This window comes from Rhodanobacter sp. A1T4, assembly GCF_014207185.1.
In the GTDB taxonomy this organism is placed as follows: Bacteria; Pseudomonadota; Gammaproteobacteria; order Xanthomonadales; family Rhodanobacteraceae; genus Rhodanobacter.
Genome location: NZ_JACHCP010000012.1, coordinates 101570 through 116812 on the forward strand (window position 1 = coordinate 101570; position 15243 = coordinate 116812).

The 15243-nt window shown below is 60.1% G+C and carries 9 protein-coding genes and 1 pseudogene; 4 read left to right on the forward strand and 6 right to left on the reverse strand.

Annotated elements, in window-relative coordinates:
- Positions 1-18: 18 nt before the first annotated feature.
- From HDE80_RS20580 to HDE80_RS20590, 3 genes are read right to left on the reverse strand one after another with little or no spacing between them, the layout of a single operon-like run.
- Positions 19-3171 (reverse strand): CusA/CzcA family heavy metal efflux RND transporter, encoded by a 3153-nt coding sequence (locus HDE80_RS20580; protein ID WP_184674000.1) that lies wholly within the window; start codon positions 3169-3171, stop codon positions 19-21.
- A complete protein-coding gene (locus HDE80_RS20585; protein WP_184674002.1) occupies positions 3168-4457 on the reverse strand; it encodes an efflux RND transporter periplasmic adaptor subunit in 1290 nt (429 codons plus the stop codon). Before HDE80_RS20585 ends, HDE80_RS20580 begins: the two co-directional genes overlap by 4 nt.
- Complete coding sequence (locus HDE80_RS20590) at positions 4454-5686, reverse strand: TolC family protein (protein WP_184674078.1); 1233 nt, start codon at positions 5684-5686, stop codon at positions 4454-4456. Before HDE80_RS20590 ends, HDE80_RS20585 begins: the two co-directional genes overlap by 4 nt.
- A gap of 833 nt (positions 5687-6519) precedes the next feature.
- Here HDE80_RS20590 and HDE80_RS20595 point away from each other — a divergent pair.
- The 4 genes from HDE80_RS20595 (at position 6520) to HDE80_RS20610 (ending at position 11512) form a co-directional block, all read left to right on the forward strand.
- Positions 6520-7470, forward strand: a complete 951-nt coding sequence (locus HDE80_RS20595; protein ID WP_184674004.1) for a peptidylprolyl isomerase — start codon at positions 6520-6522, stop codon at positions 7468-7470.
- 96 nt (positions 7471-7566) lie between these two features.
- Complete coding sequence (locus HDE80_RS20600; RefSeq protein WP_184674006.1) at positions 7567-8160, forward strand: phospholipid methyltransferase; 594 nt, start codon at positions 7567-7569, stop codon at positions 8158-8160.
- 148 nt (positions 8161-8308) lie between these two features.
- Positions 8309-10477, forward strand: coding sequence for an AsmA family protein (locus tag HDE80_RS20605; RefSeq protein WP_184674008.1), 2169 nt, complete (start codon positions 8309-8311; stop codon positions 10475-10477).
- Between the two features lie 105 nt (positions 10478-10582).
- The gene (locus tag HDE80_RS20610; RefSeq protein WP_184674010.1) at positions 10583-11512 is read left to right on the forward strand and encodes a DMT family transporter; all 930 of its coding nucleotides are present in this window, start codon (positions 10583-10585) and stop codon (positions 11510-11512) included.
- A 212-nt stretch (positions 11513-11724) separates the two neighbouring features.
- On the opposite strand, the pseudogene HDE80_RS20615 reads toward HDE80_RS20610, so the two are convergent.
- The 3 genes and pseudogenes from HDE80_RS20615 to HDE80_RS20625 all read right to left on the reverse strand — a co-directional run.
- Positions 11725-12258, reverse strand: a pseudogene (locus tag HDE80_RS20615) (cytochrome c); the annotation flags it as partial.
- Between the two features lie 36 nt (positions 12259-12294).
- Complete coding sequence (locus HDE80_RS20620) at positions 12295-13494, reverse strand: copper resistance protein B (protein ID WP_184674014.1); 1200 nt, start codon at positions 13492-13494, stop codon at positions 12295-12297.
- A complete protein-coding gene (locus HDE80_RS20625; RefSeq protein WP_184674015.1) occupies positions 13491-15206 on the reverse strand; it encodes a copper resistance system multicopper oxidase in 1716 nt (571 codons plus the stop codon). The genes HDE80_RS20620 and HDE80_RS20625 overlap by 4 nt, the downstream gene beginning before the upstream one ends.
- Positions 15207-15243: the final 37 nt, after the last annotated feature.

The window sequence follows — 15243 nt, forward strand, 5'->3', positions numbered from 1 at the left end:
GGCCAGTCGGCCAGCAGATCAAAGAAAACGCATGTCGCTCGCCTTGCGCAATCGACGCAAGATCAGCAGATGGAAGGCTGCGGGGAGAACGAGCATGGATAGCAATGGCGCAGTGAGCATGCCGCCGATCATCGGGGCGGCAATGCGCTGCATCACTTCAGAGCCCGCGCCGTGGCCCAGAAGAATGGGAAAGAGGCCCGCGAGAATCACGGCGACGGTCATCGCCTTGGGCCGCACGCGCTGTACTGCGCCTTCGCGGATCGCTTCGTCGAGTGCAGCGGGTCCTGCCTGTGGATCGAGTGTCAGTTGTCGCTGCCATGCGTGGTCGAGATAGAGCAACATCACGACACCAAACTCGGCGGCAACACCGGCCAAGGCGATAAAGCCGATCATCGTGGCGACCGACACGGCGTGCCCTAGCAACCAGATCAACCACAATCCGCCCACGAGAGCGAGCGGCACACTCGCCATGATCAGGGCCGCTTCACTGGCACGGCGAAACACCGCATAGATCAGCCCAAAGATGATGACCAAGGCAATCGGCACGACAAGTTTGAGCCGCGCCATTGCACTGGCCAGATACTCGAATTGACCCGACCAAGCGACCGTGACACCGGGCGGCAACATCACCTGTTTTGCCACCGCTCGTTGCAGATCCGTCACAACAGTGCCGAGGTCACGTCCACTCGTGTCGATATAGACGTAAGTGGCTAACTGGCCGTTTTCGCTTTTCAGCATCGGAGGACCCATCGTCAACGTGACGTCGGCAATCTGGCCGAGAGTCAGTTGCGCACCGCTCGCCGCGAGGATCGGTAGCTGCCGTAACGCCGCGACCGAATCACGATCAACCCGTGGATAACGGACGACGATCGGATAGCGTTCTCTGCCCTCGACCGCTTGCCCGATCGGATCGCCACCCACAACCGTCGCGATCAGCTCCTGGACCTTCTGTTGCGTCAATCCATAGCGCGCTGCGTCTTCGCGACGAAGATGCACATCGACGTAGCGAGCGCCCTCGGCTCGCTCGGCAATGGCCGAACTCACTCCGGGTACGGTCTTGGCGACCGCTTCGACTTTGTCGGCCACTGTTTGCAACGTGGATGGATCGGGCCCAAGCACTTTGATGCCGATAGGACTCTTGATACCGGTTGCCAACATGTCGATGCGATTGCGAATCGGTGGCACGAAGAGGTTCGTCAGTCCGGGCACGTGCACCGCCTTGTCCAGTTCGACTTTGAGCTTCGCCATGGTCATACCGGGACGCCATTGGTCCTTTGGCTTGAAGGTGATGGTCGTTTCGAACATTTCCAACGGCGCCGGATCAGTGGCGCTTTCCGCACGTCCAGCCTTTCCGAAGACGTGATCGACCTCCGGCACCGTCTTGATCATGCGGTCAGTCAGCTGCAAGATCTGCGACGCTTTGCCAGCGGATAAACCCGGTAGCGCAGTCGGCATGTACAGCAACGTGCCCTCGTCCATGGGCGGCATAAACTCGCTGCCTAACTGGGTCAACGGAATGGCCGCACTGAGCAAAATAATCCCGGCCATGAGCAAGGTCATCTTGGGAAAGCGCAGCACGGCATTCAGAATCGGTCGATACAGAGCGATCAGGCCACGATTGAGCGGATTATGGTTTTCAGCGCGAATCCGTCCACGCACCAGATACCCCATCAGCACCGGCACCAGAGTGACCGCCAAACCAGCCGCGGCAGCCATGGCGTAGGTCTTGGTGAACGCGAGTGGCTTGAACAGCTTGCCTTCCTGGCCTTCGAGCGCGAATACGGGCACGAATGACAACGCGATGATCAGCAGGCTGACAAAGAGTGCTGGCCCGACCTCAGCCGCTGACTCGGCGATCATCGCCCAACGCGAGGCACCTTGGGGTTCTTTCCCATCGTTTGCATCGCGCCAATGTTCCAGATGCTTGTGCGTATTTTCGATCATCACCACGGCGGCATCGATCATGGCGCCTATGGCAATCGCGATACCGCCCAGAGACATCAGATTGGCCGACACACCTTGCAGATGCATCACCATGAAAGCGGTCAGCACACCCAACGGCAAGGTGATCACCGCGACCAGTGCCGAGCGCAAATGGCCAAGGAACAGCACGCACACCAACGCAACGACGAGAAATTCCTCCAGCAATTTGCCCCACAGGTTTTCAACGGCGGCATCAATCAGCTGTGAGCGATCGTAGGTGGGCACTATCTCAACGCCAGGGGGCAAGCTGCGTTTCAGCTCGTCGAGCTTGGCCTTCACGGCGGCGATCGCGGCTTTGGCGTTCTTGCCTGTGCGCAACACAATCACGCCACCGGCAACTTCGCCTTGGCCATCCAGTTCGGTGATGCCACGCCGAAAACTGGGGCCTCGCCTTACTGTCGCAACGTCGCGCAATAGCACCGGCACGCCGCTGGCGTTGATGGTGATTGGCACACGCTCAAAGTCCTCGCTGCTGCGAAGATAGCCTTCGCTGCGCACCATCAGTTCGGCTTCACCTTGTTCGATCACCGAGCCACCATTCGCACCGTTGGCCTCGCGGACTGCCTCGACCAATTGCGAAATGGTGACGTTGCGGGCGGCTAACTGATTCGGATCAGGCACGATCTGCCAGGCGCGTTCCATGCCGCCGAGACTTGCCACTTCGGCGACATCCGGAACGGTCTTGAGCTGAAAGCGCAAGAACCAATCCTGCAGTGCGCGAAGCTGGCCAATGTCATGTTTGCCCGTACGATCGACCAAGGCGTACTCGTAGATCCAACCCAGACCGGTTGCGTCCGGGCCCAGCGTCGGGGAGACGCCTGCCGGCAAACGATCGCGTACCTGACTGAGGTATTCGAGTACCCGTGAGCGGGCCCAATAGAGATCCGTGCTGTCATCGAACAGCACGTAGACATACGAATCCCCGAAGAATGAATATCCGCGTACCGTCTTGGCTCCCGGTACGGAGAGCATGGTGGTGACCAGCGGATAGGTAACCTGATCCTCGACTATCTGGGGTGATTGACCGGGCCAGTTCGTACGTACGATCACCTGGGTGTCGGACAGATCCGGCAGCGCATCAACCGGCGTGTGCAGGGCGGCGAACACGCCAGCAAGCGCCAACGCCAATGCGGCGAGCAGGACAAATACGCGATGCGCGATCGCTGCGCGAATAAGGGCGGCGATCATGGGTTTGTCCCCATCGTCATGCCCGGCATGGCAACGCTGGACGCGGGTGCCGGTGGGTCATCCAGGCGTTCCAATGCGCCGGACAAGCTGGCTTCCGAATCGATGAGGAATTGGCCGGACACCACTACCTTTTCGCCGCCAGCGAGCCCCTCGAGAATTTCGGTATAGCCCCCTGCCGCGCGTCCTGTGCGAACGGCAATGGCACGGAAATGGCCGCCGTCTTCGGCAACGATCACGCGCGTGTCGGCGCCCGACGCAATCAGTGCATCGTCGGGCACGACCGGCACAGCCTTGCCGGACGCCGGATCAAGCTGCACCGTCGCGAACATGCCCGGACTCAACACCCCGTCGGGATTGGCGAGGACGATGCGCATGTGCTGCGTTCGGGTTGTCATGTCGATGTCGGGTAGCAACGATTCGACGTGGCCATGAAATACCTGTCCTGGCAGCGCGTCGATACTCACGGTGACCGGTGTGTCGGCGCGCATCGTGCCGGCCACCGACTGCGGCAAAGCGGCGTCTACCCATACAGTGGAAATGCCGTTGATCGTCATCAACGTTTGACCCGCGTTGACACGTTGACCTTCACGCACGTCCAGTGTGCTGAGAACGCCGGCCTGCGGGGCTCGCAACGTAATCTGACCGTTGCTTCCCATCGAACGACTATCCGCCGGAGATAGACCGAGCACCCTCAGGCGTTGTTGCGCCGCGCCGCGCAAGGCCTTGGCCTCTGTTGATTGCACGTGCTGCAACGCTTGGGCTTCAGCCACGGCGCTGCTCCATTGAGGAGCCAACACGTCGGCGAGAGGCGCACCTGCCTTGACGCTCGCGTAAGGAGTGCGCACGTAGAGCTTGTTCACCACCGCGTCGACGCGAGCACTGACGACCACAGCCTGACTCAGGTCCCAACCGATTGTGCCGGGCACTTGTACCGTTGCCGACAGCATGCGGCGCTCAACCGGAGCGGTACGCACGCCGAGGTTTTGTACGGTCGCGGCATCAATGCTTACGGTGTTCGGGTCAGCGTCGGCGTTGGCGTATTTGGGCACCATCTGCATGCCCATCGACGATAGCCCCGGCTTGTCCGAATGCTGCGCGGGCACCATCGGGTCATACCAGTACAGCACTTTCGCGGTTGCGGTCTGCGCGGGCGATCCTGTGCCGACAGAATGATCGGCGGACGTTCCATCTTGAGCACCGTCGTGGTGGCGATCTATCAAATACGCGCCGACCGCAGTAACCAACAGCCCTGCGAGGATGGAAGAAATCAACAGTGCGCGTTTCATGGAGAATCCCCTTCAGGCAGTAAATAGGTCAGGGCTGCCCAGGCACGGCCGTAGTCGGTCAACATGCGGGCGTAGTCGGTGTGATGAGTAATTTCGGCACGACGCGCTTCGAGGAGAGGCTCGATGTCGCCGCCACCCCGATAGGTCGCCAAGGCCAGCGCGGCACGATCGTTGGCTTGCGGTAGAAGCTCGTTGACATGCCGACGCGTCTGTCGTCCCAGCGCATCCCATTGCGCCCAACCCGTCTGCACGGCTTCTGCTTGCTGACGCTTCGCGTCGTCGTGCTCTGCACGAACCGCATCCAGATCGGCCGAGCGGGCACTGATGCCGCGATCCTGTCGATTGCGCGTAAACAGCGGCAACGACACGCCCACCTGGAGCGACACCATGTCGGATAACCCTCGAACACGAGAGCCGTAAGTCAAACCAACGCTCCACTCCGGATGCTTCTCGGCCTCAGCCTCGGCCAGCGCAGCTTCGGCTTCCTGCTCGCGTGCAGGCCAGTCCAGGAGATTGCCTTGCCGATCAACACTGGTCAGCAACGAGGGCTCGTCATGGGGCAGCACAGAAAAATCGGGCGGATCAGCAAGCGGTTCGGTGACGGGATGGCCCAACCAGCGGCCTAAAGCTGCGCGAGCCTGGGTCTCGCGTGAGGTCACATCATCGATGCGATTCTCCAAGTCGAGGGCCTCCATCCGCATCGCGAGAACGTCAGCTGCTGATCCGGCACCCCCTCGCAATCTCGCTTGAGCGACCTCAACATCCACGGCCCACTCGCGTCGCATGGACTGCAGCATCTTCAATTCATGGTGGGCGCCCCAGGCATTTACCCAGGCATCCGCCACTTGTTGCTCGATCCCTAACCGAGTCATCACCGTGGTCGATGTGGCCTGCTCGACGTTGGCGTCGGCGAGGTCACGCTGGGCTTGGCGTTTAGCCCTTGATGGCAGCACCTGTGTAAGCCCCACCGTGCGCATCGTCATCGTGTCCCCACCGGCTGTAAATGCACCCGCTCCCTGGATAGCGAGATTGTCGATACCGACGGAAAGCTGCGGATCCGGCAAGGCGCCGGCACGCGCGGCCTCCTCATGGGCCGATTGCTGTTGGGCGTAGCGTGCCTCCAGCAATGGCGCTTGCGAGGCTGCTTGCCGTGTCGCGGTTTCCAGCGTTAGAGGTGACGCCGGATCGTCAGCCCAAGCAGGCGACACGAAGAAAATAGCGGCGGCCATCAATAGGCAACGCCGAACACGGACCGACAAGGTCCGCGTCAAGATTTGTTGGCAAAACATGGATAGCTCCGATGACAAGACCGTACGGGCCATGCACGCAGGCATGACCACCGAATGGCTAGCAATCGAGGGCTAAATCAGAAGGGTGCAGAACCGCAACATGGGCGGTGGATCAGAGCGATACTTCGAAATGCTTGGCAATGCTCTCAGCGCAGGCGCGCTGGCGCCCAGTAGAGCGGGCGACTGCGAAGGTAACAAGACAGGGGGCACCGTCAGGGCATGCGCGTCCTGAGAAGAAGTCACGTTGTTACTGCAGTGCTCAACGCACCGAAGATCCGACGTGACATGAACGTGAGCGAACGATACCTTCGAGCCTGTCCGCATCGCGGCACATTCACCCGTCAAGGCAGCATGCGCTGGTACCGTCGGGAGTGTGCAGACATAGCTAGCCATGGCCAGCTGCTGAAAAAACAGACAAAACAATACCGCCCATACCCAAAGGGCACGGCGACGGCGACTGAGGTAGTAAGGCCTGTTCATGCTCCCTAAAACGATAACACACGTTACAGCAGCGGCTAGCGCGCGCGGCTCCGCCTTCAGTAGTACCTGGCTTTAGAGGCTCGGCGGCATAATCGCCGGTTGTTTTGCATTGGCGGCGGTTGTCAGGCTGCCGGGGCTTTATATTCGCGTCGCCATGCTTCGACCGGGTGGCCTAGGGCCATGACGACTCTCGCACGTACTTTAGGCAGTCGAATCTATCTACGCTTTAGTGTCATGCCCACGCTGGCCTGCTAAGTTGTGCATTGTGCCGATTGTCAATTAAGGGGACTGCCATGATTCGCCGCTATCGCCTCGCCGCTGTGCTGGCATGTCTTGTGTTTGCGCTACCGGCGCTGGCTGAAAAGGAAAAGGCCAAGCCAACGCCAACCACGGCAGAGTTATTGGCGAAGTCCACACCGGCCGAGTGGCGCAGGCCCGACCCAGAGAATCTGCTGGTGATGCAACTGGCCAACGGTCGCGTGCTGATCGAGCTGGCGCCGGATTTCACACCACTGCATGCGGCCAACATCCGCACGCTGGTGCGCCAGCACTATTTCGACGGCCTGGCAATCGTGCGGGTGCAGGACAACTTCGTAGCCCAATGGGACGACCCCGCCGGCGATGACAACGGCGACAAATCCAGGATCCGATCGCTGGGCAAGGCCAAGGCTACCGTGCCGCCGGAATTCACTCGCCCGATCGACGCCAAGCTGCCGTGGACCAAACTGCCCGATGGCGATGTCTATGCACCGGAAGTCGGTTTCTCCGAAGGCTTTCCGGTAGCGCGAGATCCAGCCAGCGGACAGGAATGGCTTACACACTGCTATGGCATGGTCGGCGTAGGCCGCGACAACGGACCGGAAACCGGTAACGGTAGCGCCCTGTACGCGGTGATCGGTCAGTCGCCACGCCGGCTGGATCGCAACCTGGCAGTGATCGGCCGCGTGCTTGACGGCATGCCGCTGCTGTCCAGCCTGCCACGCGGTGCAGGGCCGATGGGCTTTTACGACAAGCCATCGCAGCAGATCAGCATCCAATCCGTGCAGTTGGCGGCCGATCTACCCGCCGCACAGCAGCCAGCGATTGAAGTGCTGCGTACCGACAGCAAAACCTTTTCGGCGTTGATCGACGCCAAGCGCAACCGCCGCGATGCGTTCTATACCGTACCAGCCGGAAAGGTCGATATCTGCAGTATCGATGTACCGATGCGCGAAGTCACTACCACGATAACCGGCAAGTATTGATCAGCGCCACAACATTATATTCAGCGTCATCAGCTAGTTTTGTGGACTTGCAGATTTGCGCGTATGCGTTACACCACGTACTGATCGGGAAACCGGATGTTGTTGAGCGATACCTTTAGCTTCTGGCGAGCATGGTTGCGGGCACCACGCAGCGTCGGTGCCGTGGTCCCGTCAGGGCCATCGCTGGCGCGACTGATGACGCGCCACGTGAATCATCGTCACGGTCCGGTGATCGAACTGGGACCGGGCACTGGCGTATTCACCCGCGCACTGTTGGCTGGCGGACTGCCAACCCATCGATTGGCGCTGGTGGAAGCCGATCCGGTCTTTGCCGATGCCTTGACCCAACGTTATCCCGAGGCACGCGTGCTACGCATGGATGCCGCACAGCTGGGAGAGACGCTTCCGCTGTTTGGTGACGAGCGTGCCAGTGCGGTGATCAGCGGGCTGCCGTTGCTGTCGATGCCGCCGGAACAGGTCGCCGCGATCATACGCGGTGTTTTCGAACAGCAGCTGCATGCCGATGGCGCGCTTTACCAGTTCACCTACGGAACGCGCTGCCCACTGCCGCGCCAGCTGCTCGATCAACTGGATCTCGAAGCCGTTCGCATCGGCAGTGTGCTGTTCAATCTGCCGCCAGCCACGGTCTATCGGATCGGTCGGCGCCAATGCAAACGCGTCGCGGCTTGAGCGTCAATCCATCGCACGATTGAGTCTGCACCAGGGATGAGCGGGCTCATTCATGGGCTTTCGCGTACTGCACACATAATCTTTCCATCTATTGCGCTATCAAACCCAACAAAGCCCGTGCTTGCAGAGCGGAAAAAGGGATCAGTGGATGAAACGCAGCCGCAAGGTGTTGAACTGGATCGCGGGACTATTCTTGGCGCTGATCATCGTATTGGTGATCGTGATTGCCACCTTCGACTGGAACCGCCTCAAGCCTTTCATCAACGATAACGTCAGCCAGGCCATTGGCCGTCCATTTGCCATCCAGGGTGACCTGAGTGTGGATTGGCGGCGCGAGCCGACCGAAAGCGGCTGGCGCGCATTGATGCCCTGGCCGGAATTCACCGCACGCGATATCCACATCGGCAATCCAGCATGGGCAGCGAAGCCGCAGTTCGCTCAACTGGAGGCGCTGCGCTTTCGGCTGTCGCCACTGCCGCTGATCGCTCACCAGATCGACGTGCCATCGCTGCAGCTGGTGCATCCCACTGTCGATCTGCAGCGCGACAAGCAAGGCCGCGCCACTTGGGATTTCACGCTACCGAAAGATAATGGCCCACCGTCGACATGGAATCTTCAGCTCGGTTCGATTGGCTTCGATCGCGGCGACGTATCGCTGGATGACGCGGCCAGCAAGATCAAGCTGCAGGTCGCCATCACGCCGCTGCAGCAGGCGATTCCGTACGACCAGCTGGTAGCACAGCAATCCGCTACAACCAACGCACAAACCGGCACCCATTCCAGAACCGAGAAAAAGGCTGCAGCAACCGACGCAGCAGATGGCCAGGCCGCAGCCGCGGCATCGAAAACCAGTTACCAGTTTGCCTGGCAAGTCGATGGCAGTTACCAGGGCGCGACCGTCAAAGGCAGCGGTAAAACCGGCGCCGTGCTGGCGCTGCAGGAGGCCAACCAGCCCTTCCCCGTGCAGGCCGATGTGCATATCGGCGATAACCATATCGCGCTGGTCGGCACGTTGACCGATCCCGTACATCTGGCGGCGCTGGATCTGAAATTATGGTTCTCCGGCTCCAGCATGGCCAAGCTGTATGCGATTACCGGCGTGACCTTGCCAAACACGCCGCCCTACGCCACCGAAGGTCGTTTGAAGGCCGAACTGCATCGCAACAACAGCCGCTTCAGCTACGAAAATTTCCATGGTCATATTGGTGGCACGGATACCGGCGGCAGCCTGCTCTATACCACCGGTGGCGAACGGCCAAAGCTGAGCGGCAACCTGTCTTCGCAGCTGCTGCAATTCGCCGACCTCGCGCCGCTGATCGGCGGCGGCTCCGATGCGGAAAAGAAACAGCGCGGTGATAAAACCGTGCAGCCGGCGGACAAGTTATTGCCGGTCGAGCCGTTCAGCACCGATCGCTGGAAAGCCATGGATGCCGACGTCACCTTCAACGCTGTACGCATCGTGCAGAACGACAAGCTGCCGATCAATTCGCTCAACACCCATCTGGTGATGGACAACGGCGTGCTGCAACTGGCACCCCTGAACTTCGGCCTTGCCGGCGGCACCATAGAAAGCACGATCCGGCTCGACGGCAGCAAGGCGCCGCTAGAGGGCACGATAAAAATCAGCGCACGACATCTCAAGCTCAAGCAACTGTTCCCAACCTTTACGCCAATGCAAACCGCGTTCGGCGAAATCAATGGCGACGTCAACCTCACCGCACATGGCAATTCTGTGGCGGCACTGCTGGGCAGCTCGAACGGTGAAATGAAGCTACTGATGAACGACGGTGCGATCAGCAAAACACTGCTGGAGACTGCTGGACTCAACGTCGGCAACATCATCATCGGCAAGTTGTTTGGCGATCGTACCGTGCAGATCAACTGCGCCGCCTCGGACATGACCGCCAAGGACGGCCTGTTCAACATGAACCTGTTCGTCTTCGATACTGACGATGCAGTGATCAAGGTCGATGGCGCGGTGAATTTTGCCAACGAGAAGCTGGATCTCAACATCCGCCCGCAGACCAAGGGATTTCGCATCTTCTCGCTGCGCACACCGCTGTATGCGCGCGGCACACTGAAGAATCCGGATGTCGGCGTGCAGAAAGTTCCGCTGATCATTCGTGGTGCCGGCGCCGTGACGCTAGGCGTGGTGGCAGCACCGGCAGCAGCGCTGCTTGCCCTGGTTTCGCCCAATCATGGTGACGACAGCAGCAACACCTGCCGCGACGTACTGCAGCAGCTGCGCAACTCCGGCAAGGCGATGCCGGCAACGGAAGCAGCAACGAAGAGCAAGCCTGCTAACAAGCCGAACTGACACGCTCACGTTGAACCGGGCTGGGCGCGTGCGCCTCATGCACCGCGCGCCCGGCTAGAATGTCAGCTCTCCGGCCGCCAGTTTCTTCACCAGGTTTAGTCCAGCATGCAAGCTGTCAGCAAGGCGCGCCTGCAGATCCACTTCTGCGTGGTGCTATGGGGATTCACTGCCATCCTCGGCAAACTGATCACCCTGCCCGCGCTGCCGCTGGTGTGGTGGCGGATGCTGCTGGTTTCCGGTGCGCTGCTGCTGATACCCAGGGTATGGCGTGGCCTGATCGCGATGCCGATACGACTGCGCTGGGCCTATGCCGGTATCGGTGTACTGGTATCGCTGCACTGGCTGAGTTTCTATGCGTCGATCAAACTTTCCAATGCGTCGGTCGGTGCTACCTGCATCGCGCTGGGACCAGTCTTCCTCGCCTTCATCGAGCCGTGGATTGCGCGACGCAAATTCGACCCGCGCGAATTGCTGATCGGCATTGCGGTGGTTCCCGGCGTTGCCATGGTAGTTGGCGGCGTGCCGCACGGCATGCGCCTGGGCATCTTGATCGGTGTGTTGTCCGCCTTGTTCGTGGCACTGTTCGGCTCGCTCAACAAGCGACTGGTGGAACACGGTGATCCGCTGACAGTGACCTGCATCGAACTAGGCACAGGCACACTTTTTCTCACCATGATGGCACCATTGTTCCCGCATACCGGCGCTGCTTTTGTATTGCCCAGCATGCACGACGCGTTGATGCTGGTGGCGCTTTCCTTCGGCTGCACGTTACTGCCCTTCGCGCTCGCACTGGTGGCCTTGCGCCACATCAGTGCCTTCGGCACGCAGATGATCACCAACCTCGAACCGGTCTACGCCATCGTGCTGGCTGTCGTGCTTCTGCACGAGCAACGCGAGCTGGACGGCTGGTTCTACACGGGCGTGGCGGTGATCCTCGCCGCCGTTTTCGTACACCCACTACTGAACCGCAAGCAGCTCGCAACAGAGCAGCCGGAGCTGCTGGGTACAGCTGAAAGCCACAGCATGGTGGAGTGACTCAAGCGAACCATTCGCGGTCTTCAGGTCGGGTGAGGGCCTCTATCGCACAGTGTCCTGGATGGCTATTCACCCAGGACCCATGTGGTCCCGAAAACTCAGCCGCCACGATGCTTCGGCTCATTCGCAGGTGGCGCGGCGCTCGTAGCCTTGGCCGGCATCGTCATACCAGGCATATCGTCAGCGTCCTTGGAATGATCGTCGCCGTTGTCCATGTCCATATCGTCATCCGGCGGTGCTTTGGCGACGATGTCCTTGTATTGCCTTGACGACAAGTCCGGCAGCTTTTGCAAAAAGGCGACCATGCTCCAGATCGTGGCGTCGTCATGACTGCTTCCCCATGCCGGCATCGCGCTCATCTTGATGCCGTGCTTGATTACCCAGAAAGCCTCTTTGGGATCCACCCGCAGCTTTGCCAGGTTGGGTGGTTGCGGATAAAGGCCCGGGCGAATCTCGGAATTTTTCATGCCCGGCGTGAGGTGGCACTGCGTGCACATTGCCGCGTACTGGCCAGCGCCCTTGAGGATCAAGGTGGCATCTTCGAGGTCAGGCACCTGGAGATTACGCGAATGCTCGGCAATCGAACGTTCGCGCAAAGTCTGCAGCAACGAGAACACCGGCCGGCTGTGGTGATCATCTGCACCGATGTTGTAAATGCCGGAATACACGAATGCCCCGGTGCCGGCGGCTGCGATCACCAAAAGGATGACCAAGGTAATGACGAATTGCGTGATGGTTTGCTTCATGAGAGTTTCCCACTGGATGTCTGTTGAGAGAAATTGTCAAAACCAGAAATGGATGCCCGCGACCCACTGTCGATCCGTCCGCGCTTGATTGAAACCGGCCTGCTGATCGTCTCGCGAAAAATCAGCCGTTCCACCGAATCGGTTCGTCCAGACCACACCGACGTATGGCGCAAACTGTCGGTTGATCTCGTAACGCAAACGCAGGCCCAGTTGGGCATCTGATAGCCCGCTGCCGATGCGATGCGCCGGATCGGACTGTCCATACAGGTTGACCTCGAATTCCGGTTGCAAGATCAGCCGCTGGGTAAACAGCACTTCGTACTCCGCCCGAAAACGTGCGGCTGTGCGGCCACCGTCACCGACATAGCCAGTGGCTTCCAGCTCAAACCAGTAAGGCGACAAACCCTGTACACCGAACGCGGCCCAGTGACGGTTCGGCCCCTCACCCAGATCCTGCCGCACGCCGAGCTGGCTGCTCCAATAGGTGGCGATGGTGTGATTCCACAACGCTTCAACATCGCCGTCATCGAGTCTTCCTTGACTACGCTCGCCCTCAGTGCGCAACCAGAGCTTGTTGTCATCGTTGCCATACCAACCCTCGACTTCCCACGTTTGTCCGTTGACATTCTTGCCGCTGAACGCTTCGAACTGATCGATCAGCAGCATGCTTTGCGGTGCGTTGTCCTGCATGTCCATGCCGCGCATGGCACCGTAGCCAATGCCGTCCGAATAATCGGCACTGCGCGCATTCGGCGGTGCGCTGCCGCCCTGCATCGGACCCATGCTCATGCCGGACATGTCAGCACTTTTGGCTGGAGCCATCGAACCATGATCCATGTCGGACATGGCATCAGGAGTGGCGGATTTCTTCGATGCCGGATTCGTCGCGGGCTCGGCCGCATGATCCATTCCCTGCATACCTTCCATACCGTCCATGTTCGGCATGTCGTCCTTGGACTTTGCCGGCTTCGCATCCATCGCCTTGCCATCGACTTTTTTGACCGTCGAAGGTTTTGCCGGAGCCGCAACACTCGTCGATGCCGACGGCTTGTCCATGCCTGGCATGCTGCCGTGATCCATTCCGGACATATCCATACCCGACATATCCGGCGACACCGCGCTGCTGGACGAGGCCGGCGCGCTCTGCGCCACCGCAGCCGATATGCCGGCAAACAGCAGCGCAGGCAGCAGCGAACGGCATAGCGTGGTCGAGGTGATGCCATGACGCGCAGTCATGACACCACCACTTCGCGGAACATGCCTGCTTCCATGTGATAAAGCATGTGGCAGTGGTAAGCCCAGCGCCCGGCGGCGTCGGCAGTGACGGCATAGGTGATGCGCTGCGCCGGCTGCACGTTGATGGTGTGCTTGCGTACCTGAAAATGGCCATCCGGATTTTCAAGCTCGCTCCACATGCCGTGCAAGTGGATCGGGTGATTCATCATGGTGTCGTTGACCAGCACGATACGCAGCCGTTCGCCTTGACGAAAATGCACCGGCGCGGCGTCGGAAAACTTTACGCCGTCGAACGACCACATATAGCGCTCCATGTTGCCGGTGAGGTGCAGCTCGATTTCCCGACCGGGTTCGCGTGCGTCGATCGAGCCACCGACAGTGTGCAGGTCGGCATAGGTGAGCACGCGTCGACCGTTGTTGCGCAGACCGTTGCCGGGATCATCGAGATTGCTGCGTGGCATATCGACATGCATATCGACGCCGGGGCCGTACTCGGTGTGCGCATGATGCACCGCCGGCACGTTACCCATGGCCATGCCATCGTGATCGCCGGAACCTGACATTGCCATCGCGCCCATCATGTCCGCCATGCCGAGCTGGACGATGCGATCGACTTTCGGCACCTCGGCCTGCATGCTCAGTCGTGGCGCCAACGTGCCACGAGCGTAACCAGTACGGTCGATCGACTGGGCGAACAGCGTGTACGCGCGATCCTCCTGCGGCTCGACGATAACGTCGTAGGTTTCCGCCACGGCAATGCGAAACTCGTCGATCGATACTGGCTCCACATCCTGGCCATCAGCAGCGACCACGGTCATTTTCAAACCGGGAATGCGCACGTCGAAGATGCTCATCGACGAACCATTGATAAAGCGCAGACGGATTTTTTCGCCGGGACGAAACAGGCCGGTCCAGTTGCCGGCCGGCGACGCGCCATTCATCAGATAGGTATAGGTGTAACCCGAGACGTCGCTGAGATCGGTCGGGTTCATGCGCATCTCGTTCCACATCCTGCGCGCGGCCAGTGCGTTGCTCAGGCCCTGCTCGCGCACGTCGCGTGCAAAGCCCGGCGCGGTCGGCATAGCGCGGTTGTAGTAGTCGCTCCGTTTCTTGAGCTTGGCGTAAATGTGCTCGGGATCTTCATCGGTCCAGTCGTTGAGCAACACCACATGATCACGATCAGACGCGTACCGATCCGGGCCTGCGGGATCAACGATCAGCGCACCGAATAAACCGGTCTGCTCCTGAAAACGCGAATGCGAGTGGTACCAGTACGTGCCTGACTGTCTAAGCGGAAACCGATAGACGAACGTCTCGCCCGGAGCGATGCCGTCAAAGCTGATGCCCGGCACGCCATCCATGCCGGACGGCAGCACAATGCCATGCCAGTGGATCGAGGTTGGAACGCGCAAGCGGTTGGTCACGCGCAAGGTCACCGTGCTGCCTTGTTTGCAGCGAAGGACAGGACCGGGCATCGCGCCATTGACGGTAGTCGCCAATCGCACCGCGCCGGTGATGTTGACCGGCGTCTCGGCAATATTCAGCGCGAAATCGGTGCCGCTGAATACGGTGGACTGACCGGGATTGGTCAACGCCCAGGCGTTGGAAGAACGCAGCAGGCCGAAACCGGCAGCAACACTGCCCATGGCGAGACCCTGGACGAAGCGCCGCCGCGACAAATCGGTCGCGGAAAGGGGAAAACGGTTTTTCATGAAACTCTCCGGGTAGGCATTCTGACGATGCCGGTCG

Coding starts and splice junctions, on each gene's coding strand:
- HDE80_RS20580 (WP_184674000.1), bottom strand. CDS start 3,171: ATGATCGCCGCCCTTATTCGCGCAGCGATCGCGCATCGCGTATTTGTC.
- HDE80_RS20585 (WP_184674002.1), bottom strand. CDS start 4,457: ATGAAACGCGCACTGTTGATTTCTTCCATCCTCGCAGGGCTGTTGGTT.
- HDE80_RS20590 (WP_184674078.1), bottom strand. CDS start 5,686: ATGGCCGCCGCTATTTTCTTCGTGTCGCCTGCTTGGGCTGACGATCCG.
- HDE80_RS20595 (WP_184674004.1), top strand. CDS start 6,520: ATGATTCGCCGCTATCGCCTCGCCGCTGTGCTGGCATGTCTTGTGTTT.
- HDE80_RS20600 (WP_184674006.1), top strand. CDS start 7,567: ATGTTGTTGAGCGATACCTTTAGCTTCTGGCGAGCATGGTTGCGGGCA.
- HDE80_RS20605 (WP_184674008.1), top strand. CDS start 8,309: ATGAAACGCAGCCGCAAGGTGTTGAACTGGATCGCGGGACTATTCTTG.
- HDE80_RS20610 (WP_184674010.1), top strand. CDS start 10,583: ATGCAAGCTGTCAGCAAGGCGCGCCTGCAGATCCACTTCTGCGTGGTG.
- HDE80_RS20620 (WP_184674014.1), bottom strand. CDS start 13,494: ATGACTGCGCGTCATGGCATCACCTCGACCACGCTATGCCGTTCGCTG.
- HDE80_RS20625 (WP_184674015.1), bottom strand. CDS start 15,206: ATGAAAAACCGTTTTCCCCTTTCCGCGACCGATTTGTCGCGGCGGCGC.